The sequence below is a fragment of the Microbacterium sp. CBA3102 genome, assembly GCF_007954505.1.
In the GTDB taxonomy this organism is placed as follows: domain Bacteria; phylum Actinomycetota; class Actinomycetes; order Actinomycetales; family Microbacteriaceae; genus Microbacterium; species Microbacterium aurugineum.
Map to the genome: position 1 here is coordinate 2,578,080 of NZ_CP042412.1, position 26,338 is coordinate 2,604,417.

Genomic DNA, 26,338 nt, shown 5'->3' on the forward strand with positions numbered 1-26,338 from the left:
ACCGAGGCCATCTCTCTTGTGCCCCGTAGGCTTTGGCTATGAGTTTCGGAGGACCACCCCCGCCGCAGCAGCCGTCGCCCTACACGCCTCCGCCGGCCACGGCAGCGTTTCGGCAGTCGGGCTACGCGTCGGTGCTCGCCCAGCCGACGCCGTACACGCCGCCGGCCCCGGTCGCACCCTCGCCCGCGGAGTCGCTTCCGGCGCTGCCGGTACCGACGCGCAAGGGGCGGACGATCTCGCTGTGGTTGTTCGGCTTCCTGGGCTTCCTGCTCCTGGCTCTGATCGGCTACTTCGGCTGGGCACTGGGCGCATTCGCCTCGGTGGTCGGCCTGGTCCTCGCGCTGATCCCTCTGACCATCGTGTTCCTCGGTGTGCGCATGATCGACCGCTGGGAGCCCGAACCCAAGCGACTGATCTTCTTCGCGATCGCCTGGGGAGCCGTGGCCGCGGTCGGGCTCACGCTTCTCGTCGACGTCGGCCTGACGATCCTGATCGGTCCCACCTCCGAAGCCTTCACCGCGGTGGTGCAGGCCCCGATCGTCGAGGAGTTCTGGAAGGGAGTCGGCGTCTTCCTGATCTTCCTTCTGGCCCGCCGGGCCTTCGATGGTCCGGTCGACGGCGTCGTGTACGGGGCGCTCGTGGGAGCCGGTTTCGCGTTCACCGAGAACATCCAGTACTTCGCGATCAGCCTGATCGAGGGCGGTGGCGAGCAGCTGACCGTGACGTTCGCGGTGCGCGCCATCCTCTCGCCCTTCGCGCACGCGATGTTCACCGCCGTCACCGGTTTCGCGATCGGCCTCGTGGCGCGTCGACACGGCTCGGCGGGCTCGGCGCTGGGTGCCGGACTGGTGGGAGGGCTCGGGGCCGTGCTGCTGCACGGACTGTGGAACGGCTCAGCGACGTTCGCCGACTTCTTCGGTCTCTACTTCACGCTCCAGGTGCCGCTCTTCATCGGCTTCATCCTCGGGATCATCGCGCTGCGCCGCGAGGAGGCGCGCCTCACCCGGGCCCGCCTCGCCGAGTATGCGAGCGCGGGGTGGTTCACGCCGGAAGAGGTCACGATGCTCGCCACGTCGAGCGGTCGCAAGGCGGGCCTCGCCTGGGCACGCGGACTCCGAGGCGACCGGAGGCCACTCATGCGCGAATTCATCAAGGACGCGACGGCACTGGCCGCTGTCCGCCAGCGTGCGATCACCGGGCGCGATCCCCTCGCGGTGGATGACGAGCGCGCGTTGCTGATCCGTACGCGCGCAGCCAGGGCGGCGGTGCTGGCGTACTGAGTCGGACGCTGACGGACCCCGTGGCAAGACTCAGCGCCCGGTGCTGCGGCGATGCCTGCGAGTCTCCCGGGCGCTGAGTTGATCTGTAAACAGGGTGCACCGGCTCTCGCCGAGTGTCAAGAGGGTTTTGTGTCGACGCCTGGTCTCGCTGTTCGCTGTGAGCAAGTGCGATCGCGTTGACCTCGTCCACGATGCTCGGTTTGATGGAAGCATGACTGATCGCACAAAGCCAGAGTTCGACGCTCCCACCGGTCCCGCTCCTGCGGAACTCGTCATCCGCGACATCATCGAAGGAGACGGCGCGGAGGCCAAGCGCGGCGACACCGTGACCGTCCACTACGCCGGTGTCGAGTACGAGTCCGGTGAAGAGTTCGACTCCTCCTGGGGTCGTGGTGAGACCATCCAGTTCCCTCTCGCCGCGCTCGTCCAGGGGTGGCAGGAAGGAATCCCCGGCATGAAGGTCGGCGGTCGTCGAGAGCTCATCGTCCCTCCGCACCTCGCCTACGGTCCGGCCGGTGGCGGACACTTCCTCTCGGGGAAGACGTTGATCTTCATCATCGATCTGATCGCGGTCTGACCCCGTCGACGTTCCTGCGAGACGCTCCTCTTCGTCTGAAGAGGAGCGTCTCGTGCTGTGCGGGCACGAGATCTTCATTCGTGGGAATACATTCGAGTGAATGTAAGTTGTCACGAGGGTCGCGTCACCGCGGCCCCTGTCCGACGCCGCAACCGCGGCCGATGTCTCCGAAGGAGAAACCATGACCAGCATCGACATTCCCGGCTACCGTCCCGGCACCTGGGTGCTCGACCCTTCGCACAGCGAGGTGACGTTCAGCGTCCGCCACATGATGATCTCCAAGGTGAGGGGCACGTTCGGCGTCAAGAACGCGACGCTGATCGCTCCCGAGAACCCGCTCGAGGCCAAGGTCGAGGCGACCGTCGACGTGACCTCCGTCGACACGAACGACGAGGGCCGCGACGCGCACCTCCGTTCGGCAGACTTCTTCGACACCGAGAACTTCCCGACCATGGAGTTCGTCTCCACGGGGACCCGCGTCAAGGGTGACGAGCTCGTCGTCGATGGCGACCTCACGATCCGCGGCGTCACCAAGCCGGTCAGCTTCGAGCTCGACTTCGGTGGCTTCGGCACCGACCCGTACGGCAACTACAAGGCGGGTGCCTCTGCGAAGGCCGTGATCAACCGCGAGGACTTCGGCCTCACCTGGAACGCGGCACTCGAGACCGGCGGCGTGCTCGTGGGCAAGGACATCACGATCAACCTGGACCTTCAGGGCGCCCTGCAGCAGGACTGATCGCGCTGCGCTCAGCATCCAGGACCCCGGGCCCTCAGGGCTCGGGGTCTTCTGCGTCGTAGTCGAGGAAACGCCGATTCCGGCGGGAGAGCATCGCGACCAGGGCGATCACCAGGACGCCGCCCAACAGGGGAGGGAACCAGAGCGTCGTCAGGGTCGCGAGGGTTCCGGCGTAGAGGGCGCCCACCCGTGGTCCGCCGGCGACGACGACCACGAAGAGACCCTGCAGTCGGCCACGCATGGCGTCCGGGACGGCCGCCTGCATCATCGTGTTGCGGTAGATGGAGCTGACATTGTCTGATGCCCCGGAGAGGGCGAGTGCCGCGCAGGCGGCGATGATCAATCCGACGTTCGGTGCGTCCTCCGACGCGGAATCCGAGAGGGCTCCGATCAGCAGGACCAGACCGAACAGCAGGATCGATGCCCCGTATGCCTCGACCGCCCGAGCGATCCCGCGGCCGTGCCAGCGATATTGGACGACGCGTCCGGAGAAGAGGCTCGAGGCGAAGGTGCCGACGGCGACGGCCGCGGTCAGGATTCCGGTGGTGATGGCGCCTCCACCGAGGAGGACCGTGCCCAGCGCCGGGAAGAGCACGAGGGGCTGACCGAAGGTCATGGCGATGATGTCGATGATGTACTGCATCCGGATGTTGCCGGCCCTGCGGAGGAATCGCCACCCGTCGACGAGGGATGCCAAGCCTGGTCGCACGACATCCCCTTCTGGGCGCAGCACCGGGAGGGTCCACAGCCCGAGGAACATCGAGAGCATGAGCACGACGTCGATCGTGTAGGTCCAGCCGTAGCCGGTGAGCGCCACCAGGAGCCCGGCGAGTGCGGGGCCCGCCATCACGGTGAGCCCGAACGCGACGCCGTTCAATGCGGATGCCGCGGCGAGCTGCGTGCGGGGGATGAGTCGAGGGACGATGGCTGTGCGGGTGGCCATCCCGACGGAGTTCGCCGCTGAGTTGATCATGCTCAACGCATAGAGCCACCAGATGGTCTCACTGCCCGTCCAGGTGAGGGCGGCGAGGAGCGCGGTCGAGACGAACGTGATCGTGGCCGCGATCAGCGCCACCCGCCGCCGGTCGAATGCGTCCGCGAGCATCCCGCCGTACAGTCCGGCGAGGATCATCGGCACGAGTCCGGCGACCGCGATCATCGACACCGCGAAGGTGCTCCCGGTCAGTACGAACACGTGCAGCATCACCGTGACGATCGTCAGCTGCCCGCCGATACCGGCCAGGGTCGAACCGATCCACATCCGCGCGAAGGCGGGACTGGTCTTCAGCGGGGTGAGGTCGATCAGATGACCGCGGCGCGCGCTCACCGGTGGATCTTCTTCTGCACCGTTCGAGCCTAGTTGCATCGGGGTGCGCGGTATCCGCCCGTGTCACACGGGGGAGCGCTCGGCTGGTAGACTCTTCAGGTTGCCGTTCGATCGGCCGCGGATAAAGAGAGCCCACGTATCAGGCGTCGGGCGCCGCGCAACAAGCAGAGAGGGGATCGAATCTATGGCACTGGAAGCAGACGTCAAGAAGGCGATCATCGAAGAGTACGCGACGCACCCCGGTGACACCGGATCCCCCGAGGTGCAGGCGGCGATGCTGACGCAGCGCATCAAGGACCTCACCGAGCACCTGAAGGAGCACAAGCACGACCACCACTCGCGTCGTGGCCTCTTCCTGCTCGTTGGTCAGCGCCGTCGTCTGCTCGGCTACCTCCAGAGCGTCGACATCGAGCGCTACCGCTCGCTGATCGCGCGCCTGGGTCTTCGCCGATAAGGCAGATTCCGCCAGCGTTCAATCGCGCAGAACATTCTTGAGAAGGCCGCCCCACGGTGTGGGGCGGCCTTCGTCATGTGTGGTGGGTCACGCAGTCGCGGAGGCAGGCGACAGATGGGCGCTCCCGCTCAGACTCGCGCGCCGACGAGGTCGGCATGGTGGATCGCTGCGACGTCCGGGTGGGCGCGCAGGCGTGACTTCAGCGCGTTCTCGCCGTAGAGCGCGTGAATCGGGTTGTCCGGGTCGTCCGTCACCCCGTTCGCCTCCGCCGCGAGTTCCTCACTGAGCTCGATCAACGGCAGACGCTTGTCGAGCGCGGGGTTGAAGAAGAACGGGATCGAGATGCGGTCATCCGGTGCCTGCGGAGAGACGACCCGATGGTTCGTCGCCTTGAGGTATCCGCCGGTCGCATACTCGAGCAGCTCCCCGATGTTCACGACGAAGGCCCCGGACACCGGGGGAGCGTCCACCCAGACGCCGTCGCGTTCGACCTGCAGTCCCCCCTTGCCGGGTTCGACCCACAGCAGCGTGAGCACACCGGAGTCCTTGTGCGCCCCGACACCCTGCTGCGGCTCCGGCTCATGGGTGCCCGGGTAGCGCACGATCTTGATGAGGGTCGACGGCTCCCCGAAGTGCTCGTCGAAGTACGTCTCGTCGGCACCGAGCGCCAGCGCCCAGGCGCGCAACAGTGTGCGCGAGACCTCCGAGAGGGCTTCGTGCCACTCAGCCACGACCTCCTCCAACTCCGGTTGTGCAGCCGGCCAGAGGTTCGGCCCGATCAGGCGGTTGAACGCGGGGCCGTCGTCCAGAGGCTCTCGCTCGGGCCCGATGTCGATCTGCTCACGCCAATCGACCTCGCCCCGGGTGCGCTCGCCGCCGATGCGGGTGTAGCCACGGAAGTGCGGACTGTTCACGTTCTCGATCGCGAGCTTGTCCTCCTCGGGGAGGGCGAAGAAGTCGCGCGCAGCGCGGTGCAGACGTGATTCCAGCTCCGGGGAGATGCCCGTGCCGGTGAGATAGAAGAAGCCGACGTCGTGCGTCGCCGTCCGGAGGCTCTCACAGAAGCGTGCCGCGGCCTCGGGGCCTTGATCGAGCTGGGACAGGTCGAGGATCGGGAGCGAGAGTTCAGCCATGGACCGAGGGTACGTCGGCCGTCCAGGAGTGAGGGCGACTGTTGCGTCGCGTTACCGCGCACGTTCGTCCAGCCCGACGCATCCTGTTCCGATATCGCGTCGAGGGGATGCTAGAGTCCTGGAGGTAAGGGATGCCTTACCTCAGTCATCGCAAGAGAGTTCTCCCGTGCTCGCCACATTTCTCATCGGCCTCCGTGAAGGTCTGGAAGCCGCGCTGGTCGTCGGCATCCTCGTCGCCTATCTCCGTCGCCTCGGCCGCCAGGATGCGCTCCCGAAGATGTGGGCCGGAGTGGGACTCGCGATCGCCCTCGCCCTCGGCATCGGCGCCGTGCTCACTTTCGGTGCCTACGAGCTCACGTTCGAGGCGCAGGAGCTGATCGGCGGCGGGCTCTCGCTCCTGGCCGTGGGCATGGTCACGTGGATGATCTTCTGGATGCAGCGCGCCGGACGCACGATGAAGGCGACGCTGGAGGGTGGTCTCGATCGTGCGCTCACCACCGGCGGGCTCTGGGCGCTGGTCGCGATCGGTTTCGTCTCCGTCGCTCGTGAAGGTATCGAGACGACTCTCCTGCTGTGGTCGATGGTGCAGGCCTTCGGCGACGCTCCCTCCGCTCTGCTCGGTGCGCTGCTCGGCCTCGCCGCCGCCGTCATCGTCGGCTGGCTCATCTCCCGCGGAGCCGTGAAGCTCGACCTGCGCCGCTTCTTCGCGTGGACCGGTGGTTTCCTGGTCATCGTCGCGGCCGGCGTGCTCGCTTACGCGCTGATGGATCTGCAGGAGGCGGGTGCCCTCCCCGGGCCGTTCACCGCCGCTGCACCGCTCGACCCCGTGACGGGCGCGGTCACCGTCGGCGGAGCGGGGTTCCCGTTCGGCTGGGCCTTCGACGTGTCGGCCGTCATCGCGCCGAGTGGTCCGCTGGCCGCGTTGCTGCAGGCCACGGTCGGCTTCATGCCCGCGATGACGTGGGTCCAGGTCATCGCGTGGACCCTCTACATCCTGGTCGTCGGATCACTGTACGTGCGGGGCCTGCGGTCTCCGCGTCCGGTGCGGTCACACGACGCGCCGCAGCCCGAGTCCGGGCCGCCACCCACTTCTCTCACACAACAAGGAGCAGCATGACCACCTCTCACCGTGTCCTGTGGACCCTGGCGGCCGCGGGTGCCGCAGTGCTCGTCCTGAGCGGGTGCGTCGCGAAGAGCGACGTCGCCGCGGATGCCGCGTTCGCCGTATCCTCGACCGCTACCGACTGCGCCGTGTCGGCGGCCACGGCCAAGAGCGGGACGCTCACCTTCGACGTCAAGAACGACACCGATCAGGTCTCCGAGTTCTACCTCCTGGCCGAAGACGGTCTCCGCATCGTCGGCGAGGTCGAGAACATCGCCCCCGCGGCATCCCGCACCCTCACGGTCGTGGCACAGCCGGGAGAGTACTTCACTCTCTGCAAGCCGGGCATGATCGGTGACGGAGTCGGCAAGGCGGCCTTCACCGTCACGGGCGATAGGGTGGCCGTCGAAGGACCCGACGCCGAGCAGAAGCAGCAGGCGGTCGACCTCTACGCTGCGTTCGTGAAGGACCAGGTCGGCCAGCTCGTCCCGGCCGTCGAGGACTTCGTCACCGCGTACGAATCCGGCGATGACGCCGCTGCACGGGAGCTCTTCCCGCAGACCCGTGCGTTCTACGAGCGCATCGAACCGGTCGCCGAGGCACTGGGCGACCTCGACCCGCGCATCGATTACCGTGAGGTCGACGCGGTCGCCGAGGGGTTGGACTGGACAGGCTTCCACCGCATCGAGAAGGACTTGTGGGTGCCGGCGCAGGACGCCCTGAATGCCGACGGCGAGACGTCGGCCTGGCAGGACTGGGCGCCGTCGACGCCCCAGGAGCGCGCCGACTACGGTGACCTGCTTCTCGCCGACGTCCAGGAGCTGTACGAGTACGTGCACTCGGACGACTTCACGACGGCTCTCGACGACCAGGGCATCGGCGGGATCTCCAACGGCGCCATCGCGTTGCTCGACGAGGTCGCGACGGGAAAGATCTCCGGCGAGGAGGACTGGTGGTCCGGGACCGACCTCTACGACTTCGCGGCGAACGTCGAGGGGTCCAAGATGGCTTTCTCTCTCGTGAAGGACTTCGCCGTCGCGCAGGGCGAAGACGGGAAGGCGCTCGTCGGCGAGATCGAAGCGGGTTACGCGTCCCTCGATGATTCGCTCGCCGCACACGGTTCGCTGATGGACGGGTTCGTCGGATACTCCGAGCTGACGGAAGCCGACAAGCGGGAGTTCACCGATCTGATCAACGCCCTCGCCGAGCCGCTCTCGCAGCTCACCAGCACGGTTCTCGACTGATCAGCCGCGTGCCGAACCGACCGGATACCATCACGGACGTGAACGAACCTGAAGAGGGCGACGCACCCGACGAGGCGGCGACGCGCGATGCATCCGCCTCCGGTGGATTGAGCCGACGAGGGCTCCTCGGTCTGGCGATCGGCGGAAGTGTGGCGGGGCTCGCCGTCGGAGCGGGCGCCGGGCTCGCCGGAGGTGTGGCGCTGGGGCGCGCGCGAGCGGCGGAGGACGCGCACTCGGCGTACGGCTTCTTCGGCGAGCACCAGGCCGGCATCACCACCCCGGTGCAGGATCACCTCCACTTCGCGAGCTTCGACATGATGCCGCGCACGGACCGGGAGGACCTGATCTCGCTGCTGCAGGATTGGTCGTATGCGGCCTCGCGGATGGCGCAGGGCCTCGAGGTCAGCGCGACGGGTGCCGTCGGAGGGCCGGCCGAAGCGCCTCCGGACGACACGGGTGAGGCCCTGGGCCTTCCTGCCTCGGGACTCACCCTCACCTTCGGTTTCGGCCCGGGACTGTTCGAGAACGAGGAAGGCGACCGCTACGGCATAGCTGCGCAGCGGCCGTCGGGGCTGGAGCGCTTGCCGGCGTTCCTCGGGGACGACCTCGACCCGCAGGCATCCCACGGAGACCTGTGCATCCAGGCGTGTGCGGATGATCCGCAGGTGGCCGTGCACGCGATCCGCAACCTCAGCCGCATCGCGTTCGGACGCGCGCGCTTGCGCTGGTCGCAGCTGGGCTTCGGCAAGACGTCACGCACCACGACGACGCAGGCGACGCCGCGCAACCTGTTCGGTTTCAAAGACGGTACGGCGAACATCCTCGCCGATGATGCCGCCGCGCTCAGGGATCATGTCTGGGTCTCGACCCAGGATGAGCCCACGTGGCTCGCCGGCGGTTCGTACCTCGTCGCCCGCAAGATCGCGATGCTGATCGAGACCTGGGACCGGGTGCGCCTGTCCGAGCAGGATGCGATCATCGGGCGGGACAAGGGGGAGGGGGCTCCTCTCTCCGGGGGTGACGAGTTCACCGCGCCCGACTTCCAGGGCACCGCGATCGATGAGAACAGTCACGTGAGCCTCGCGCATCCCGAGCACAACGACGGCGTCCGGATCCTTCGTCGTGGATACAACTACGTCGATGGCAACAACGATCTCGGACGACTCGACGCCGGGCTGTTCTTCCTCTCCTACCAGCGCGACCCGGCGCAGTTCGTTTCCCTGCAGCGGCGACTCTCGACCGATCGGATGAACGAGTACATCCGGCACGTCGGTTCAGGGATCTGGGCGGTTCCCGCCGGGGTGGAGCCGGGGTCGTACATCGGAGCCGACCTCTTCGCCTGAACTCAGGGTATCGGGAGGGCATCCTCGAGGATCGCGACCACCGAGGCCGCCATCGCGTCGGCACCGGCATGGTCGTTCGCGCTGATCGTCACGACCGCGTCGTCGAGGAAGATCAGGAGCTGACCGTACGCTCCGTGCAGCCGCCACGCAGGGCCGGGGCCGCCCCATCCCGCGAGCCCATAGCGGTCGTATCCGGGGTTCTCGCCGGCGACGACGGCATCCTCATGCATCGCGTCGATCCACTCCGGCGACACCAGCCGTCTGCCTCGCCACTGCCCGCGGTCTCGGATCAGCAGCCCGATGCGCGCCATCTCGTTCGTACGGAGGGGGAGACCGCCGCCGGCTTCGATGCGTCCGTTCGGGCAGCGTGCCCAGGCGACGTCGGTGATGCCGAGCGGAGCGAAGAGCCGCGCATCCAGATACTCGCCCACGTCGCCCACTCGCGCCGCGAGAGCCGTCATCGCGGTGTAGGTGCTCGCGTTGGAGTACTGGAAGACGCGCCCGCGTGATGGGCGTCGGAGGAACTCGCGCGCCAGGTCGGGCCAATCCGTCATCAGGGTCTCCGACCAGGGGAGATCGATCCCGCTCGACATCGTCAGGAGATGGCGCAGCGTCACCTCGTCGACCCCGTCACCGTGCGCGAAGTCGGGAAGAGAGGCGACCACCGGTTCGTCGACGTCGACCAGCCCCTCGTCGGCGGCGAGGGCAGTGCCCAGGACGCAGACGCCCTTCGCGACGGAGTGCACGTCTTCCCGGACGTCGGCGGTCCACCGGTGCTCGGCCTCGGCGTCGCCGATGCGCACGTGCAGTCCGTGTGCGCCGAAGCCGGAGAGCGTGGCTGCCTCCACGATGCTGTCGCGCACGGCGTGCGCCACGCTCATGGCCGTCACGAGGTCGGACGCGGACGCCGCGAGCCGGTGGGATCGTTGCGACGCCCTTCCCGTCGAGTGAGCTCGGGGTCGGCGAAGAGCCACCCCGGACGCGGTTCGATCAGCGGGCGGAAGACCCAGCGCACCGGCCGGGTCGCGAGCAGAAGTGCGACGAGCACCGAGAGTGCGGTGACCAGAGGCAGCCAGAGCCAGGTGGGTTCGAGGTCTCGGAGGACGCCTGTCTCGCGGAACGGATAGAGCACGAAGGAGTGCAGCAGGTAGACGTACATCGTGTACTGACCGAAGGACGTCCACCAATACGAACCGCGGGGGATCAGGAGGAAGAACGCCGCGCACAGCACGACGGCCAGCAGCATCAGGGCGATCCGGATCCCGCCCGCCCACCACTGGTCGCCGCCCAGATCGGAGTAGGCGTCCTCGTAGAACAGCCAGTGTCGAAGGTCGATGGCCTGCCAGAGGGGCAGCCAGTTCCAGGCCGCCCAGCCCGTTGAGGCGAGGACGGCGACCGCGGCAGCGCGGATCCACCACGGGCGGAAGTCGAGCAACCGCAGTCGATCGACGATGTCATGCTCGCGGAGCCACCAGCCGAGCGCGAAGAACGGGAGGAGTCCGAGCGTGCGGGACAGGGAGAAGGTGCTGTCGACGTTCGGGAGATAGCCCGAGCCGATCGAGATCAGGACGGTCCACAGCAACGGCCAGCGCAGCAGCGCGAGGTAGGGGAGGATCAGGCGGAAGATGCCGAGGGCGAGGAGGAACCAGAGCGTCCAGCTCGGCTTCGTGAAGTTGGGCGATGCCTCGCCTTCCACGGCCCACTTGGTGAGGGTCCAGAGCGTCTCGAAGATCACGTAGGGGAGGATGATGTCCGTGATCACCCGGGCCATCTGCGTCTTGGTGGGGGAGCCGGACTTGGAGAAGTACCCGGAGATGATCGCGAACGCCGGCATGTGGAACGCGTACAGCGCGAGATAGAGGGCGAACGCGATGTCGGAGTCGTAGGTGAGGCGTTGTATCGCGTGTCCGAGGACGACGAGCACGATGCACAAGTACCGTGCGTTGTCCCAGAACGGCACGCGCCGTCTTCGTCGCGGGATCGAACCTGTGGTGGGCCCTGTGAGGTCGGCGCCGGTACTGCTCATCGTCCGAGATTACAGCCCGGGAATAAAGTTGCTGTGAGCGCGTTGACACAGTTACATTCAAGTGAATAGAACCGGATGCGAGTCATCCGGTTCGGAGAACACGGAGCAATCATGAGCGAGCAGTCAGGCGCGCAGGCGATGCAGTTCGGCATCATGTCGGTCAGCGACATCACCCGCGACCCCCTCACCGGCATCACCCCCAGCGAGCAGGAGCGCATCAAGGCGACGACGGCCATCGCCGTCCACGCGGAAGAGGTCGGACTCGACGTCTTCGCCATCGGCGAGCACCACAACCCGCCGTTCTGGTCCTCCAGCCCCACGACCTTCCTGGCGGCACTGGCCGCGCAGACCGAGCGCCTCATCGTCTCCACGTCGACGACGCTCATCACCACGAACGACCCCGTGCGCATCGCCGAGGAGTACGCGATGCTCCAGCACGTGTCCGACGGCCGCATGGACCTCATGCTCGGCCGCGGCAACACCGGACCGGTGTATCCCTGGTTCGGGCAGGACATCCGTCAGGGACTCCCGCTCGCGATCGAGAACTACGCGCTGCTGCACAAGCTGTGGCGTGAGGACGTGGTCGACTGGGAGGGGAAGTTCCGCACTCCGTTGCAGGGCTTCACCTCGACGCCTCGTCCGCTCGACGGCATCCCGCCGTTCGTCTGGCACGGGTCCATCCGCACCCCGGAGATCGCGGAGCAGGCCGCCTACTACGGTGACGGCTTCTTCGCGAACAACATCTTCTGGCCGAAGGAGCACTACCAGCGCCTGATCGAGCTGTACCGGCAGCGCTTTGAGCACTACGGCCACGGGACCAGGGAGCAGGCCATCGTGGGTCTGGGCGGACAGGTGTTCATGGCTGCGAACTCGCAGGACGCGGTCAACCGGTTCCGTCCATACTTCGACAACGCGCCGGTCTACGGCCACGGGCCGAGCATGGAGGACTTCACCGAGATGACTCCGCTCACCGTCGGCTCCCCGCAACAGGTCATCGACCGCTACGCCGCCATGCGGGAGCACTACGGCGACTACCAGCGACAGCTGTTCCTGATCGATCACGCGGGCCTGCCGCTGAAGACGGTGCTGGAGCAGCTTGACATCCTCGGCTCCGAGGTCGTGCCCGTGCTCCGCAAGGAACTCGCGAACGACCGTCCTGCCGCAGTACCCGACGCGCCGACCCACGCGGCACGCGTCAAGGCCGAGTTCGGCGACGGGCCGACCCGTCAGGCCCGTCCCGGCGCCAACCGCGGCGACAACCTGACCGGCGACTCGCCGTATCAGGACTCTCCTGCCCCCGCCGGCGCGGCATTCGGGCTCGGCCGGAAGGAGGCGTGAGATGACCACGCGTCGTATCGCCGTCGTCTCCGCCGGCCTGTCGAACCCGTCCTCCACGCGGATGCTCGCCGACCGGCTCGCGACCGAGACCGTCAAGGCGCTCGCCGAGCAGGACATCCAGGCGAGTGTCGACGTCATCGAGCTTCGTGACTACGCACACGACATCACCAACAACATGCTGACCGGCTTCGCGCCGCCTGCGCTCGAGACCGCGATCAACACCGTGGTCTCGGCCGACGCTCTCATCGCGGTGACGCCGATCTTCTCGACGAGCTACTCGGGGCTCTTCAAGTCGTTCATCGATGTGCTCGACCCGGATTCCCTCCGGGGCAAGCCCGTGCTGATCGGTGCGAACGCCGGCACCGCGCGACACTCTCTCGCGATCGACTACGCCATCCGGCCGCTGTTCGCCTACCTCCACGCCGATGCCGTCTCGACCGGGGTGTTCGCCGCGTCGAGCGATTGGGGTGGTTCCGGCGACGATGTGGCTCCGCTCGGCAAGCGTGTGGAGCGAGGAGCCAGAGAGCTCGCAGAGGCGATCGTCCGTCGGGAGGAGACGACGGTCGAGGACCCGTACGACCCCGCCACGTACCTGGGCGAGGGGCGCTCGTTCGGGCACATGCTGGGCGGGCTGGCCGGCGAGTGAGCCGGATCACGACTCGCCCCTGACGGGTGACGGTCAGGCGGTCGGTCCGGTCCGCCGCTTCCAGTCGTACTCGGTCTCCGGGCGTCCGCGCGTCCCGTAGCGCGCCGCCCGCGTGAGCACGCCCTCCGCCACGAGGTGCTCGAGGTACCGACGCGCGGCGACCCGGGACATCCCGAGCCGTTCGGCGGCCTCCCGTGCCGACAGCGGGCCGGAGGTCCGCAGCACGGCGCTGATCTTCTCGAGCGACGCGACGGACAGGCCCTTCGGCACGGCGACCGCGCCCGTGGCACGGCCGAGGAGGGCGTCGATCTCCGCCTGGGTCGCTTCGCCTGCGGTCGTCGTGGCCTGCTCCCGATGGGCGCGGTACCCGTCCATCCGCTCCTGGAACACGGCGAACGGGAACGGCTTGATCAGGTAGTGGTAGACGCCGAGGGCCGCCATCTGACGGACGGTCTCGGCGTCGCGCACCCCGGTGATCGCGATGACGTCGGTGGCTTCCGCCCGAGCACGCAGCGTCCGCAGCACATCGATCCCCGACCCGTCCGGCATGGTGATGTCGAGCAGGACGAGGTCGAAGGCAGCGGCGCCGGGCCGATCGAGCACCGCGTTCAAGGCTGCGCGGGCGCTGCTGCACTCTCCGGCGACGATGAACCCGTCGAGGCGGGCCAGGTAGTCGCGGTGGAGTTCGAGCGTGAGGGCATCGTCGTCGACGAGCAGCGTGCGGATCATGGGCGTGACCTCCGCGGCCCGGTCGCTGCGGGCAGGACGACGCGGAACGTCGTCGGTCCGTCACTGATCGAGACCGTGCCGCCTGCTCCAGTGACCACGGACCGCACGAGTGCCAAGCCGACGCCGCGTCCCTGGGCGTCCGCGGGCTTGGTCGAGTAGCCCTGTTCGAAGATCCGGTCCTGCTGGGCTCGCGGGATACCCGGGCCGCTGTCGGAGACCTCGAGCACCACCTCACCTTCCTCCCCGGAGCGCAGGGACACCCGCACCCAGCGATCCTCGGACTCTGCGGCCGCATCCATCGCGTTGTCCACGAGGTTGCCGAGCACGGAGACGGCGTCGACCGGCGAGAGCGGGGTACGCGGAGTCTCCGGCTCGATGTGCACGCGCCAGTCGATGCCACGCTCTTTGGCCTGCGATGCTTTCCCGAGGAGCAGCGCACCGACGGCCGGGTCACCGTGACGCCGCGCCGTGACCTGATCGACGAGAGATTGACTCTGGCGAGACGTCTCGGTCAGGATCTCGATGGCTTCGGCGCTGCGACCCAGCTCGAGCAAGGCGACGGCGGCATGCATCCGGTTCCCGTGTTCATGGGTCTGGGCGCGGAGGGCATCGCCGAGCGTACGGATCGACTCGTACGAAGAGACCGCATCGCGCAACTGCCCCGGCGGAAGGTCTCCCGTGATGCGCCGCGTCGCCCGCCGCGCGATCACGGCCCCGGCCGCGCCGAGTGCGATCAGCCCGGCGGTGATGCCGAGGGTGAGGGGCAGCCGGCGGATCAGGGTATCGCTGATGGTCTCGGTCGTGACGCCGGCCGAGACCCACCCGATCACCTCTCCGTCTGCGGCGGTCACGGGCACGATCGTCCGCACGGACGGTCCGAGCGTGCCGGTGAAGACCTCTGTGAGGCTGCGGGCGGCGGTGGGGATCGTTCCGAGGTAGCGTTTGCCGATCTGTGCCGGATCGGGGTGCGTGATCCGGATGCCGTCGGGCGTCATGATCGTGATGAAGTCGAGGTCCGCGCGCGCGATCACGTCCAGCGTGTAGGGCTCGAGCACGTCGGTGGCTGCCTCGGCGTCCGTGCCGGCGAGCCCGGCAACGACCACCGGCGAGACCGCCAGAGCCTCCGCGGTGGCAGCCGTGACCCGCTCCGCCTCGGTCCGGAGCGCCCGTTGGGCCTCCACGACGAGGAAACCGGCCACCAGCACGCCGATCACGACGGTCGCGCCGAGCAGCACGAAGAACACGCGAGAGGCGGTGCTGCGCCCGGGGGAGGTGCGCGTCATCGCGTGCCTCCGATCGTCGATGGTCCGTGCCGAGACCAATACGACCACAAATCGTGCTGCGCCGCGAAGTCGGCGACTCTGGGACCCGATCGGCGGCACCGCAGCCGCCACCGGACGACGACGTCGACGATCAAGGAGGACGCATGGCGCTCACGACAGGATTCGCACTCCCGAAGTTCAACTGGCGACGGGGGAAGCACGCGTGGGACAGGCATACGTGGCTCTACGTGTCCGTCCTGATCGCCGTGGTGCTCGGTGCCGTGGTGGGTCTGGTCTGGCCGGAGATCGGCCAGGGGTTCGAAGCTCTCGGCAAGGGCTTCGTCGCGCTGATCAAGATGATGATCGCGCCGATCATCTTCTGCACGATCGTCGTCGGGGTCGGCTCCATCGCCAAGGCCGCGACCGTGGGCAAGATCGGCGGGCTGGCACTGCTCTACTTCATGGTGATGTCGACGTTCGCACTCGCGATCGGACTGCTCGTGGGCAACATCATCCACCCCGGCGCCGGACTGGACATGGCCTCCGCGACCTATGACGCGGCCGACACGGAGGCGAAGACGACGCAGGAGTTCATCCTGGGTATCATCCCGACCACGTTCTTCTCGGCCTTCACCGGTGAGAGTGTGCTGCAGGTGCTGTTCATCGCGCTCCTCGTCGGCTTCGCGCTGCAGGGGCTCGGTGAGCGCGGGGCACCCATCATGGAGGCGGTCAAGCAACTCCAGAAGCTCGTGTTCCGCATTCTCGGGATGATCCTGTGGCTGGCCCCGATCGGGGCGTTCGGTGCGATCGCGGCGGTGGTGGGCAAGACCGGGATCGCAGCGATCTGGAGCTTGGGCATCCTGATGGGTGCGTTCTACATCACGTGCATCCTGTTCATCGTCGTGGTCTTGGGAGCGCTGCTCTGGACGGTGGCTCGGGTGAACATCTTCTCGCTCATGAAGTACCTGGGACGGGAGTACCTCCTGATCGTCGGTACCTCTTCCTCGGAGTCCGCGCTCCCGCGTCTGATCGCGAAGATGGAGTTCGTCGGCGTCTCCAAGCCGGTGGTCGGCATCACGGTTCCGACGGGATACTCGTTCAATCTCGACGGCACGGCGATCTACCTGACCATGGCATCGCTGTTCATCGCCACCGGGATGGGGCAGCCGATGTCGATCGGCGAGCAGATCGGACTGCTGGTGTTCATGATCATCGCGAGCAAGGGCGCAGCCGGGGTCACCGGCGCGGGGCTCGCGACGCTCGCCGGTGGTCTGCAGGCCTATCGTCCCGATCTCGTCGACGGTGTCGGGGTGATCGTCGGCATCGACCGGTTCATGTCCGAGGGCCGTGCCCTCACGAACTTCACCGGCAACGCCGTGGCTACGCTCCTGATCGGCACCTGGACGAAGCAGATCGACCGGGCGCGCGTGCGCCGGGTCCTCGGCGGCGAGCTGCCGTTCGACGAGTCGCTGCTCGATGGGGTGGACGCGCACGCGACATCGGGCGGGTCGCAAGGGGCCGATGTCCAGGACCTGCGCGAGGCGGCTCTCACGGAGATGGCGGCGAAGGAGGAGCGGGCTCGGATGCGGGCCGGAAGCGCCTGACCGAAAGAAAGAGAGAGGGATGCGGGAGTCCGAGGAACGGACTCCCGCATCCGCGCGGTCAACCGCTCTTGCGTCGGAACTCGCGCCGGGTCTGCGGGGCGTGCGCGCTGTGGACGGCGGAATCGCCGTCGAGGTGTGCCTCGCCCTGCCGCTGGTGCGCGTTCTTCTTCTCGAGCGCTTCCTTGAACTTGCGCTTCATCTCCTCAGACGAGGAGGCGCCTTCTTCGGTGCTCATGACCTGAGCCTAGAGCACCCGGTGCAACGGGTCACCCTCTCTCGATCGCGCACCCGGCGAGCAGCGGGCCCGAGTCGGTCGCCGGATCGACCGACTCGGGAACCGGAGATCGGATAGCCGGTGACCCGTCGACCAGCATCCGGTGAACATCCGGTGCCGAGTGCCGTCTTCCGACGATGCGGCCGTCGAGTGCCGTCATCCTGGGGATGTGAGAGTAGCGATCGTCACAGAATCCTTCCTTCCGCACATGAACGGCGTCACCGGCTCCGTCCTCCAGATCCTGCGCCACCTCGAGCAGAGAGGTCACCAGGCACATGTCGTGGCTCCGGCCGCCGTCGGCGTCCCCGAACAGATTGACGGCGCCCCGATCGAGGCGATCCCGAGTCTCGGACTGCCCGGCTACCCCGACGTGAGGGTGGGAACGTCGGGTGCGCAACGCATCGCTTCCTCCCTGCGAGGCTTCGCGCCCGACGTCGTCCATCTCGCCTCCCCGTTCGCTCTCGGCTGGCGGGGCGTGCTCGCCGCCGAGCGGCTCGACGTCGCGAGCGTCGCCGCGTATCAGACGGACGTGGCCGCCTACACCGAGAGGTACCGGATGGCGGCGACCACGGGGATCGCTCAGACGCACATCGCACGACTGCACCGGCGGGCGACGATGACCCTCGCGCCCTCCGCCGATGCGGCGCAGCAGCTCGCCGCACTCGGTGTGGACCGTGTCCGCCGCTGGGGGAGAGGGGTCGATGCCGAGCGCTTCCAACCCACGCGACGCGACCCCGCGCTCCGTGCGACCTGGGGCGCCGACGTCGTGATCGGCTACGTCGGTCGGCTCGCCCCCGAGAAACAGGTCGAGGACCTCGTCGTCCTCCGGGACATCCCGGGCGCCCGGCTCGTGATCGTCGGGGACGGGCCCAGCAGAGCGCAGCTCGAGACCGTGCTCCCGGATGCCCATTTCCTCGGACACCTCGACGGTGACGCGCTCGCCGCAGCGATCGCGTCGTTCGACCTGTTCGTGCACCCGGGGGAGAGCGAGACCTTCGGACAGACACTCCAAGAGGCTCATGCCAGCGGTGTCCCCGTCATCGCGACCGGGCGTGGCGGACCCCTGGACCTGGTGCGCATGGGCATCGACGGGTGGCTGTACCGCCCGGGGGACCTCGACGACCTCCGTGCGCGCGTGGCCGATCTCGCCGGCGACACCCGCAAACGCCGGGCGTTCGGGGAAGCCGGACGCGACGCCGTGCAGAGCCGCAGCTGGACCGGCGTGTGTGACCAGCTCCTCGAGTACTTCGACGAGGCGCAGGCGCTGCACCACGCGGATTCCCGCGCCCGCGCGCGCAGGCGCGTGCGACCGGAGCCGCCCGCACCGGTCACCGTTCGGAAGTGGCACCGCTATGTCGCGCTCGGCGACTCACTCACGGAGGGACTGTGCGATCCGGCCCCCGACGGGACCCTCCGCGGCTGGGCCGATCGCCTCGCCCTGCTGCTCGCCGCCCAGGGCGACCTGCACTACGCGAACCTCGCCGTCCGCTCCCAGCGAGTGCACGACGTCGCCGGCGTCCAGCTGACCAGGGCACTCGAGCTTCGCCCGGACCTCGTGTCGATCTTGATCGGAGCCAACGACCTCGTGAAGCGCCGTGTCGATGTCTCCGCGCTCGCCGCAGAGCTCGAGGTCGCGGTGCGGCGGCTGCGGGCGATCGGTGCCGACGTGCTCCTCGTGACGCCGTTCCTCCCCGGTCGCCGTGCGGCGTGGATCTACACCCGCAGGTTCTCCGCCTACGCGACGGCTCTGACCGGGATCGCTGCGCGCACCGGGGCCATGCTGATCGACACGGATCTGCACCCTCAGCTGGCCGAACACCCGAACTGGGGCGAAGACCTGGTTCATCTGAGCAGCCGGGGGCATCGCTTCCTCGCGTATCGGGCGGGTGAACTCCTCGGGGTGCCGGACGCCGACGCTCTCGGAGCGCTCGATGCAGCACTGCACGAGCACGAGCCCCTCGGCGTGGGGGCGTGGTGGCGACGCCACGCATTGCCCTGGGTCTGGCGTCGTCTGCACGGTCGCGTTGCGGGCGACGGGCGGACGGCGAAGCACGATGACTACGTCCGCCTCGGAGGATCGTCGGCTCCCCGATCCGCGTTCGTCGGCTGAGTCCCCTCAGGACGGGGGGTCAGCGTCGACCCATGCCGTGATATTGCCAGCCGGCGGCGCGCCACGCCGCCGCGTCGAGACAGTTGCGTCCATCGATGACGATCCGCCCGCGGACAAGCCCGCCCGCGTGCTCGGGCGAGAGGTCACGCCGGTATTCGTCCCATTCGGTCACGATCACCACGGCATCGGCGTCGCGCAGCGCGTCGTCGCGCTCGCGGGCATATCCCAGTTGCGGGTGCGCGGCGATGGCGTTGTCGATCGCCGCAGGGTCGGTCACGACGACGTCTGCGCCGAGACCTCGCAGGCGCACGGCGACATCCAGAGCCGGAGAATCACGGATGTCATCGCTGAACGGTTTGAACGCCGCTCCGAGGACCGCGATCCGGCGCCCGAACACGAGTCCGCCGAGCGCATCGACCACCAGGCGCACGGCCCGGTCGCGGCGTCGCAGGTTGATCATGTCCACTTCGCGCAGGAAGCCGACCGCTTCGCCGCGACCGAGCTCATCTGCGCGCGCGGCGAAGGCGCGGATGTCCTTCGGCAGGCACCCGCCACCGAAGCCGATACCTGCGCCGAGGTACCGTCGCCCGATACGGCTGTCCAGCCCGAGGGCATCGGCGAGCAGCGTGATGTCCGCTTCGGAGGCTTCGGCGATCTCCGCCATCGCGTTGATGAAGGAGATCTTGGTGGCGAGGAAGGCGTTCGACGCCCCCTTGACCAGCTCGGCCGTGGCGAGGTCGGTGACCAGGAAGGGTGTTCCGGCGTCGACGGCCGCCGCGTACGCCTCGCGCAGGGTGGCGACGGCGCGCGTCCCGTCACCATCCTGTTCCGCACCGACCACGATACGATCCGGGGTCAGGGTGTCATGCACCGCCCACCCTTCGCGGAGGAATTCAGGGTTCCAGACTAGGGTCGCTCCCGACGCGGCGATGAGCGGTGCCAGTCGCCCGGCGGTGCCGACGGGCACGGTCGACTTGCCCGCGACGACGTCCCCGCGGCGCAAGTGGGGGAGCAGCGCGTCGATCGCCGCATCGACGTAGCGGAGATCCGCGGCGTGACCTCCGGGAATCTGAGGCGTTCCGACCGCGAGGAAGTGGACGTCCGCGCCCGCGGCATCCGCCATCCGGCTGCTGAATCGCAGGTGTCCGGAAGCGAGGCCTTCTTCGAGCATCTCCGGGAGTCGAGGCTCGAAGAACGGTGCCTTCCCCGCGATGAGGGCGGCGATCTTCTCCTCGTCGACGTCGATACCCGTGACATCGTGTCCGAGGGAGGCCATCGCTGCGGCATGCACGGCACCGAGGTACCCGCAGCCGATCACTGACATGCGCATGATCTCAGCAGAGCGGATCCTCGTCGCGCCGCGGGATCCTGCGGATGAACAGCATCTGACCGTCACGTGTCGGATCCGCGAAGCTCGGAGCGACACCAAGATTCGAGGTGTGCGCTGGTAGGGTGGATGAGGTTGACGTGTGTCAACTGCACAACTTCACACCGACTCATGGAGCGATCGGCGGAGAAGCTGGTCCCCTGTGGTGGGTTCCTCGGCACGTGTCGGGTGGCTTTCTACTGGTGGCCAGCGCAGGCGAGATTCGCGGGAGTGCCCGCGCGCCCGAACCCTTCCGTTCCGCTCCTTTGAACACGCTCGCGCGTCACATGGACTCGCGAGTCTAAACAAAGAAGGAGAGACCTCTTGGAAGGTCCTGAAATCACCGCCACCGAGGCCGTTCTCGACAACGGCCGCTTCGGCACCCGCACCATCCGCTTCGAGACCGGCCGCCTCGCGCAGCAGGCTCAGGGCGCAGTCGCCGCGTACCTCGACGGCGAGACGATGCTCCTCTCGGCCACCAGCGCAGGCAAGCACCCGCGCGAAGGCTTCGACTTCTTCCCGTTGACGGTCGACGTCGAGGAGCGCTCCTACGCCGCAGGCAAGATCCCCGGCTCGTTCTTCCGTCGTGAGGGCCGTCCCTCCACCGAGGCGATCCTCGTCTGCCGTCTGATCGACCGTCCGCTGCGTCCGTCGTTCGTCGACGGCCTGCGCAACGAGGTCCAGATCGTCATCACCGTCCTGTCGATCGCACCGGGCGAGTTCTACGACGCTCTCGCGATCAACGCGGCATCGGCGTCGACCCAGATCTCGGGTCTGCCTTTCTCGGGCCCCGTCGCCGGTGTGCGCCTCGCGTTCATCCCCGGCAACGGCCAGCACGCGGACCAGTGGGTCGCGTTCCCGACTGCCGAGCAGGTCTCGGAGGCCGTGTTCGACCTGATCGTCGCCGGCCGCGTGGTCACCAAGGCCGATGGCACGGAAGACGTCGCCATCATGATGGTCGAGGCCGAGGCCACCGAGGACAGCTGGAACCTGATCAAGGCCGGCGCCACGAAGCCGAACGAGGAGATCGTCGCGCAGGGCCTCGAGGCCTCGAAGCCCTTCATCGCCCAGCTCGTCAAGGCTCAGGCCGAGCTCGCCGCCACCGCGTCGAAGGAGCCGGGCGTGTACCCGGTCTTCCCCGCGTACAGCGACGAGGTCTACAGCTTCGTCTCCGAGCGCGTTTTCTCCGAGCTCAGCGACGTCTACCAGATCGCCGACAAGGTCGAGCGTCAGACCGCTGACGACGCGATCAAGGACCGCGTCAAGGCCGAGCTCATCGAGGCCACCGAGGCGGGCTCGCTGCCGGCCGCGGCTCCGCTGGAGTTCTCCGCCGCGTACAAGTCCGTCACGAAGAAGATCGTCCGTGGACGCATCCTCACCGAGGGCGCTCGCATCGACGGCCGTGGCCTGGCGGACATCCGTCCGCTCGACGCCGAGGTGCAGGTCATTCCGCGCGTGCACGGCTCCGCGATCTTCCAGCGCGGCGAGACCCAGATCATGGGTGTCACCACGCTGAACATGCTCAAGATGGAGCAGCAGATCGACTCGCTGTCGCCCACGACGAGCAAGCGGTACATGCACCACTACAACTTCCCGCCCTACTCGACCGGTGAGACCGGCCGTGTCGGTTCGCCGAAGCGTCGCGAGATCGGGCACGGCTTCCTCGCCGAGCGCGCCCTCGTGCCGGTGCTGCCGAGCCGCGAGGAGTTCCCGTACGCGATCCGTCAGGTGTCCGAGGCGCTGAGCTCCAACGGCTCCACCTCGATGGGCTCCGTGTGCGCGTCGACCCTGTCGCTGCTGAACGCGGGTGTGCCGCTGCGCGCCCCCGTCGCCGGTATCGCGATGGGTCTCGTCTCCGATGAGGTCGACGGCGAGACTCGCTACGCGGCACTGACCGACATCCTCGGCGCCGAGGACGCTCTCGGCGACATGGACTTCAAGGTCGCCGGTACCAGCGAGTTCGTCACGGCGATCCAGCTCGACACGAAGCTCGACGGCATCCCGTCGTCGGTGCTCGCCGGTGCGCTCACCCAGGCCCGCGAGGCTCGCCTGACGATCCTCAACGTCCTGAACGCGGCGATCGACGCTCCGGACGAGATGGCGCCCACGGCTCCGCGCGTCATCAGCGTGCAGATCCCTGTCGACAAGATCGGTGAGCTGATCGGCCCGAAGGGCAAGACGATCAACGCGATCCAGGACGAGACGGGCGCGCAGATCTCCATCGAGGAGGACGGCACCGTCTACATCGGCGCGACCGACGGCCCCTCGGCCGAGGCCGCCCGTGCTCAGGTCAACGCGATCGCGAACCCCACCAACCCGGAGGTCGGAGAGCAGTTCCTCGGCACCGTCGTGAAGATCGCCACGTTCGGTGCGTTCATCTCGCTGCTGCCGGGCAAGGACGGCCTCCTGCACGTCACCGAGGTGCGCAAGCTCGCCGGTGGCAAGCGGGTCGAGAACGTCGATGACGTCCTGTCGGTCGGGCAGAAGATCCTCGTGAAGATCACGAAGATCGATGACCGCGGCAAGCTCTCGCTCGAGCCCGTGCTCGACGACGCTCCGGCCGCCGAGGCGGCTCCTGCCGAGGCCGCTGCCGCGGAGTAGGCCCAGAGCTCGAACAGGAACCCGGGTCCGTCCGCGCTGGACGGGCCCGGGTTCCGTCGTCTCCGGTGTGACCAAATCGTTATCGGGCGTTTCCCCGACGTTCCCCGGATTGGTCAGGACGTTGTGTGAATTCGCCTACCCTCGGAAGTACGCACCGGGGGGTGCAGATCCAGCAGGTACGCAGGTCGGGACGCACCGATCGACGCGGGGGTGAGAGAGTATGCGGTTGTTCGGCGTAGGCGCAGGAGCGTCAGCGGAACGCGACCACGCGGCCGCAGCCGAGCATCCCTCCGCGCCCATTCCCATCGTCGGTCCGGGGATAGGGGAATCCATCCGGGTGCCACTCGGCGAGACCGGCTTCGAGACCTTCCCGCTGATGCTCGGCGCTGCAGAGTTCGGCTGGAACGTCGACCTCGAGACCAGCCACGGCATCCTCGATCGCTACGTCGAGTTCGGTGGCAATGCGATCCACACCGCGGACGGATTCTCCGGTGGCCGGAGCGAGCACATCATCGGCCAGTGGCTGCGTTCGCGCGGACAGAGCGAGCGTGCCGTCCTGAGTGTGCGCGTCGGCGCTCATGCCGACAACCCCGGGCTCGGCTCCGTGAACCTCGTGCGCGCGGTCGAGGGCTCGCTCACCAGACTCGGTGTCGAGCGGATCGACGTGCTGTACCTCGACGCCACGCTCGACGCGACGACCAACCTCGAAGACACCCTGGCGACCGTCGAATGGCTGTCGGACGCGGGCAAGGTCGGCGCGCTCGGCGCCTACGGGCTCGCGCCGGAGCGGCTGGTCGAGGCGCGCATCCTCGCCTCTGCCGGCTACCCGCGGGTGCAGGTCATCGACGCACCGTACAACCTGGTCCGGCGTCTGCCGTTCGAAGGCGATCTGCGCCTCGTGGCCGGCGCGCAGAACCTGGCGGTCACGCCGTCCCATGCGCTCGAGCACGGGTTCTTGTCCGGTCGGCACCGCAACAAGGCGCTCACCTCGCGCGGCGTGCGCGGCGAGCAGTTGCGTGGGCACCTGAATCGACGAGGCATCAAGGTGTTGCGCGCGCTCGATCAGGTCGCCGAAGAGCTGGGCGTTCCCGTGGCGGCGGTGTCGATCGCCTGGCTTCTCGCGCAGCGCACCGTCGCTGCGCCGATCGTGAACGCTTTCGCGACGGATCATGTCGATGAGCTCATGCAGGGCGCCGGCGTCTCGCTGTCACGGAGCCACCTCGCCGAGCTCACGCGGGCCGGCAACTGAGTATCGTCCGCCGTTGACATAGGGTGGAATGAACGCCCGGCGGATGCTGGCAATGAAGCGAGCGAGTTGTGACGCACTACATATATCTGGTTAGACACGGTGAACATCAGGACGCAGAACATGGTCTCGCCGACGGACCCCTCTCCCCGCGGGGGCAGCGTCAGGCGGAGCTGATCGCCGACCGGTTGTCCGGCCTTCCGCTCGATGCTGTGTGGCATTCCCCGCTCTTGCGGGCCAACGAGACGGCGCGGGCGATCGCCGCGCGACTGCCCTCGGTCGACCCCGCACCGACGGCACTGCTCTTCGACTGCGTGCCGACCGGGATGACCGAGGACACTCCGTCTGCGTTCGAACCGTTCTTCGGGTCGGTGACCGAGGCGGAGATCGAGGCGGGGCGCGCACAGATGTCGGATGCCGTCAACGAGTTCCTCGTTCGCAAGACCGGTGATGTCCACGAGGTGCTCATCACCCACAACTTCGTGATCTCCTGGTTCGTCCGCGAGGTGCTCGCGGCGCCGGAGTGGCGCTGGATGACCTTGAACCAGTCGCACTGCGGCCTGACGGTGATCGCGCAGAAACAGGGACGGCCGTGGACGCTGCTCACGCACAACGACACCGGTCACCTGCCGGTGGAGCTGCGCACCGGAATTCCCGACGCACTGCTCGTGTGAGGTCGAGTGCTCCCCGAATCGGGTGCGATGCGGTCCCGCGCGCCCCGCGAGGCGGGCGATGTCCGCGAAATAGACTGGACGCATGACCACGCAGGTAGCACTCGTCGGCGGCACCGGGAAGCTCGGACAGATCATCCATGCGGTGGTCGACGAGCTCGAGGGGTTCGAGGTGAGCCGTGTGCTGACCTCGTCGAGTGAACTCTCCGAGCTGGACGGCGCCGGCCTCGTCATCGATGCATCGACGCCGCAGGTGAGCATCGATGTCGTCCGCGCCGCCGTCGAGCGAGGCATCAATGTGCTCGTCGCGACCTCGGGCTGGTCGGCCGAGCGGATCGCGCTGGTGCGCCCCCTCGTCGAGGCGGCCGGGACCGGCGCGGTCTTCATCCCCAACTTCTCGCTCGGATCGGTGCTCGGGTCAGCCCTCGCGGCGGCGGCGGCCCCGTTCTTCGGCTCCGCGGAGATCATCGAGGCGCATCGCGAGACCAAGATCGATTCGCCCAGCGGTACGGCCGTGCGTACCGCAGAGCTGATCGCGGCCGCGCGCGCCGAGCAGGGGCCGGTCAGCGCTCCGCACGCGGATCAGCGCGCCCGGGGGCAGCAGGTCGGCAGTGTGCCGATCCACTCGCTGCGTCGCCCCGGTGTCGTCGCCAAGCAGGAGGTCATCCTGTCCGGACCGGGGGAATCGCTGACGTTCACCCATGACACCACGGACTCGGCGCTCGCCTACGCACCCGGGATCCGCATCGCGGTCCCGTTCGCGCGAAGCGCCGCCGGCGTGGTCGTCGGCCTCGAGCACATGATCGACATCGGCATCCGCTCGTGATGTCGCGGATCGGCGTCGCGCTGATGGCGGCGGCGCTGCTCGTCTACCTTGCGGTCGCGATCTGGCTCGCCGTGATGTTCATCTCGGTCAGCACTCCGATTTCGATCGGCATGGGCATCACGCTCCTCGTGCTGGCTCCGATCGGTGCCTGGGCGCTCGTCCGGGAGATGATGTTCGGCTTCGGCGCGGACCGCCTGGGGCGACTGCTCGACGCGGAGGGAGGAATGCCTCCGGTGGAGACCGAGCTGACGCCGAGCGGGCGTATCGCGCGCGCCGACGCAGACCCCCTCATCGCACGGTACGCAGCGGAAGCGGACGCCGCGCATGATGACTGGCGTGCACGGTACCGCCTGGGCGTCGTGCAAGACGCCGCCGGACGTCGGAAAGACGCCAGAGCCAGCATCCGCGAGGCGATCCGCCTCTTCCGTCGGCCCTGACGTCGG

General features: G+C 68.0%; 24 protein-coding genes. 16 read left to right on the forward strand and 8 right to left on the reverse strand.

The genetic code is table 11. From position 1 onward, the window contains the following. Positions 1 to 38 precede the first annotated feature (38 nt). From FGL91_RS12280 to FGL91_RS12290, 3 genes are all read left to right on the forward strand, one after another. Positions 39 to 1,280, forward strand: coding sequence for a PrsW family intramembrane metalloprotease (locus tag FGL91_RS12280; RefSeq protein ID WP_153243942.1), 1,242 nt, complete (start codon positions 39 to 41; stop codon positions 1,278 to 1,280). 211 nt (positions 1,281 to 1,491) lie between these two features. Then, positions 1,492 to 1,857: an FKBP-type peptidyl-prolyl cis-trans isomerase gene (locus tag FGL91_RS12285; protein ID WP_047519341.1), complete on the forward strand. Its 366-nt coding sequence runs from the start codon at positions 1,492 to 1,494 to the stop codon at positions 1,855 to 1,857. Positions 1,858 to 2,038: 181 nt separating this feature from the next. Continuing rightward, positions 2,039 to 2,593, forward strand: coding sequence for a YceI family protein (locus tag FGL91_RS12290; RefSeq protein WP_047519339.1), 555 nt, complete (start codon positions 2,039 to 2,041; stop codon positions 2,591 to 2,593). A 34-nt stretch (positions 2,594 to 2,627) separates the two neighbouring features. Here the strand turns inward: FGL91_RS12290 and FGL91_RS12295 are convergent, their stop codons facing one another. Further along, positions 2,628 to 3,920, reverse strand: a complete 1,293-nt coding sequence (locus FGL91_RS12295; RefSeq protein ID WP_047519338.1) for an MFS transporter — start codon at positions 3,918 to 3,920, stop codon at positions 2,628 to 2,630. Positions 3,921 to 4,104: 184 nt separating this feature from the next. Here FGL91_RS12295 and rpsO point away from each other — a divergent pair, with 184 nt between their 5' ends. Further along, a complete protein-coding gene (gene rpsO, locus FGL91_RS12300; protein WP_017203073.1) occupies positions 4,105 to 4,374 on the forward strand; it encodes a 30S ribosomal protein S15 in 270 nt (89 codons plus the stop codon). 128 nt (positions 4,375 to 4,502) lie between these two features. Here rpsO and FGL91_RS12305 read toward each other — a convergent pair whose 3' ends face one another. Next, the gene (locus tag FGL91_RS12305) at positions 4,503 to 5,507 is read right to left on the reverse strand and encodes an isopenicillin N synthase family dioxygenase (protein ID WP_131490849.1); all 1,005 of its coding nucleotides are present in this window, start codon (positions 5,505 to 5,507) and stop codon (positions 4,503 to 4,505) included. A gap of 166 nt (positions 5,508 to 5,673) precedes the next feature. On the opposite strand from FGL91_RS12305, the gene efeU reads away from it, so the two are divergent. From efeU to efeB, 3 genes are read left to right on the forward strand one after another with little or no spacing between them, the layout of a single operon-like run. Beyond that, the gene (gene efeU, locus FGL91_RS12310) at positions 5,674 to 6,624 is read left to right on the forward strand and encodes an iron uptake transporter permease EfeU (RefSeq protein WP_131490850.1); all 951 of its coding nucleotides are present in this window, start codon (positions 5,674 to 5,676) and stop codon (positions 6,622 to 6,624) included. Next, the gene (efeO, locus tag FGL91_RS12315) at positions 6,621 to 7,853 is read left to right on the forward strand and encodes an iron uptake system protein EfeO (protein WP_131490851.1); all 1,233 of its coding nucleotides are present in this window, start codon (positions 6,621 to 6,623) and stop codon (positions 7,851 to 7,853) included. The genes efeU and efeO overlap by 4 nt, the downstream gene beginning before the upstream one ends. 38 nt (positions 7,854 to 7,891) lie before the next feature. Beyond that, positions 7,892 to 9,196 carry an iron uptake transporter deferrochelatase/peroxidase subunit gene (efeB, locus tag FGL91_RS12320; RefSeq protein ID WP_194239214.1) on the forward strand — a complete coding sequence of 435 codons (1,305 nt, stop codon included), beginning with the start codon at positions 7,892 to 7,894 and terminating at the stop codon, positions 9,194 to 9,196. A 2-nt stretch (positions 9,197 to 9,198) separates the two neighbouring features. Here efeB and FGL91_RS12325 read toward each other — a convergent pair whose 3' ends face one another. Both FGL91_RS12325 and FGL91_RS12330 read right to left on the reverse strand, forming a co-directional pair. Beyond that, complete coding sequence (locus FGL91_RS12325) at positions 9,199 to 10,077, reverse strand: serine hydrolase domain-containing protein (RefSeq protein WP_131490852.1); 879 nt, start codon at positions 10,075 to 10,077, stop codon at positions 9,199 to 9,201. Between the two features lie 5 nt (positions 10,078 to 10,082). Further along, positions 10,083 to 11,222 carry an acyltransferase family protein gene (locus tag FGL91_RS12330; protein ID WP_153243943.1) on the reverse strand — a complete coding sequence of 380 codons (1,140 nt, stop codon included), beginning with the start codon at positions 11,220 to 11,222 and terminating at the stop codon, positions 10,083 to 10,085. Positions 11,223 to 11,333: 111 nt separating this feature from the next. Between FGL91_RS12330 and FGL91_RS12335 the strand changes: the two genes are divergently transcribed. Then, entirely contained in the window at positions 11,334 to 12,560 is a 1,227-nt protein-coding gene (locus FGL91_RS12335; protein ID WP_131490854.1) for an LLM class flavin-dependent oxidoreductase, read from the forward strand. Between the two features lies 1 nt (position 12,561). Then, positions 12,562 to 13,206, forward strand: a complete 645-nt coding sequence (locus FGL91_RS12340) for an FMN reductase (RefSeq protein WP_131490855.1) — start codon at positions 12,562 to 12,564, stop codon at positions 13,204 to 13,206. A gap of 33 nt (positions 13,207 to 13,239) precedes the next feature. Here FGL91_RS12340 and FGL91_RS12345 read toward each other — a convergent pair whose 3' ends face one another. Together FGL91_RS12345 and FGL91_RS12350 are read right to left on the reverse strand one after the other, a co-directional pair. Continuing rightward, complete coding sequence (locus tag FGL91_RS12345) at positions 13,240 to 13,935, reverse strand: response regulator (protein WP_131490856.1); 696 nt, start codon at positions 13,933 to 13,935, stop codon at positions 13,240 to 13,242. Next, entirely contained in the window at positions 13,932 to 15,218 is a 1,287-nt protein-coding gene (locus FGL91_RS12350; protein WP_131490857.1) for an ATP-binding protein, read from the reverse strand. The genes FGL91_RS12345 and FGL91_RS12350 overlap by 4 nt, the downstream gene beginning before the upstream one ends. Before the next feature lie 143 nt (positions 15,219 to 15,361). Here FGL91_RS12350 and FGL91_RS12355 point away from each other — a divergent pair, with 143 nt between their 5' ends. Then, on the forward strand, positions 15,362 to 16,801 hold the full coding sequence (locus FGL91_RS12355) for a cation:dicarboxylate symporter family transporter (protein ID WP_131490858.1): 1,440 nt from the start codon (positions 15,362 to 15,364) through the stop codon (positions 16,799 to 16,801). Between the two features lie 58 nt (positions 16,802 to 16,859). Here FGL91_RS12355 and FGL91_RS18935 read toward each other — a convergent pair whose 3' ends face one another. Further along, positions 16,860 to 17,036: a DUF5302 domain-containing protein gene (locus FGL91_RS18935; protein ID WP_165875365.1), complete on the reverse strand. Its 177-nt coding sequence runs from the start codon at positions 17,034 to 17,036 to the stop codon at positions 16,860 to 16,862. 247 nt (positions 17,037 to 17,283) lie between these two features. Between FGL91_RS18935 and FGL91_RS12360 the strand changes: the two genes are divergently transcribed. Beyond that, positions 17,284 to 19,185: a GDSL-type esterase/lipase family protein gene (locus FGL91_RS12360; RefSeq protein ID WP_227991606.1), complete on the forward strand. Its 1,902-nt coding sequence runs from the start codon at positions 17,284 to 17,286 to the stop codon at positions 19,183 to 19,185. A 19-nt stretch (positions 19,186 to 19,204) separates the two neighbouring features. Here the strand turns inward: FGL91_RS12360 and FGL91_RS12365 are convergent, their stop codons facing one another. After that, on the reverse strand, positions 19,205 to 20,515 hold the full coding sequence (locus FGL91_RS12365; RefSeq protein WP_153243945.1) for a UDP-glucose dehydrogenase family protein: 1,311 nt from the start codon (positions 20,513 to 20,515) through the stop codon (positions 19,205 to 19,207). A 360-nt stretch (positions 20,516 to 20,875) separates the two neighbouring features. On the opposite strand from FGL91_RS12365, the gene FGL91_RS12370 reads away from it, so the two are divergent. The 5 genes from FGL91_RS12370 to FGL91_RS12390 all read left to right on the forward strand — a co-directional run bounded on the left by FGL91_RS12370 (position 20,876) and on the right by FGL91_RS12390 (position 26,332). Further along, complete coding sequence (locus FGL91_RS12370) at positions 20,876 to 23,152, forward strand: polyribonucleotide nucleotidyltransferase (protein ID WP_153243946.1); 2,277 nt, start codon at positions 20,876 to 20,878, stop codon at positions 23,150 to 23,152. 220 nt (positions 23,153 to 23,372) lie between these two features. Continuing rightward, the gene (locus FGL91_RS12375) at positions 23,373 to 24,401 is read left to right on the forward strand and encodes an aldo/keto reductase (protein WP_047519313.1); all 1,029 of its coding nucleotides are present in this window, start codon (positions 23,373 to 23,375) and stop codon (positions 24,399 to 24,401) included. Between the two features lie 68 nt (positions 24,402 to 24,469). After that, the gene (locus tag FGL91_RS12380; RefSeq protein ID WP_047519311.1) at positions 24,470 to 25,072 is read left to right on the forward strand and encodes a histidine phosphatase family protein; all 603 of its coding nucleotides are present in this window, start codon (positions 24,470 to 24,472) and stop codon (positions 25,070 to 25,072) included. Between the two features lie 82 nt (positions 25,073 to 25,154). Then, positions 25,155 to 25,895, forward strand: a complete 741-nt coding sequence (gene dapB, locus FGL91_RS12385) for a 4-hydroxy-tetrahydrodipicolinate reductase (protein ID WP_153243947.1) — start codon at positions 25,155 to 25,157, stop codon at positions 25,893 to 25,895. After that, complete coding sequence (locus FGL91_RS12390) at positions 25,895 to 26,332, forward strand: hypothetical protein (protein WP_153243948.1); 438 nt, start codon at positions 25,895 to 25,897, stop codon at positions 26,330 to 26,332. Before dapB ends, FGL91_RS12390 begins: the two co-directional genes overlap by 1 nt. Positions 26,333 to 26,338 lie beyond the last annotated feature (6 nt).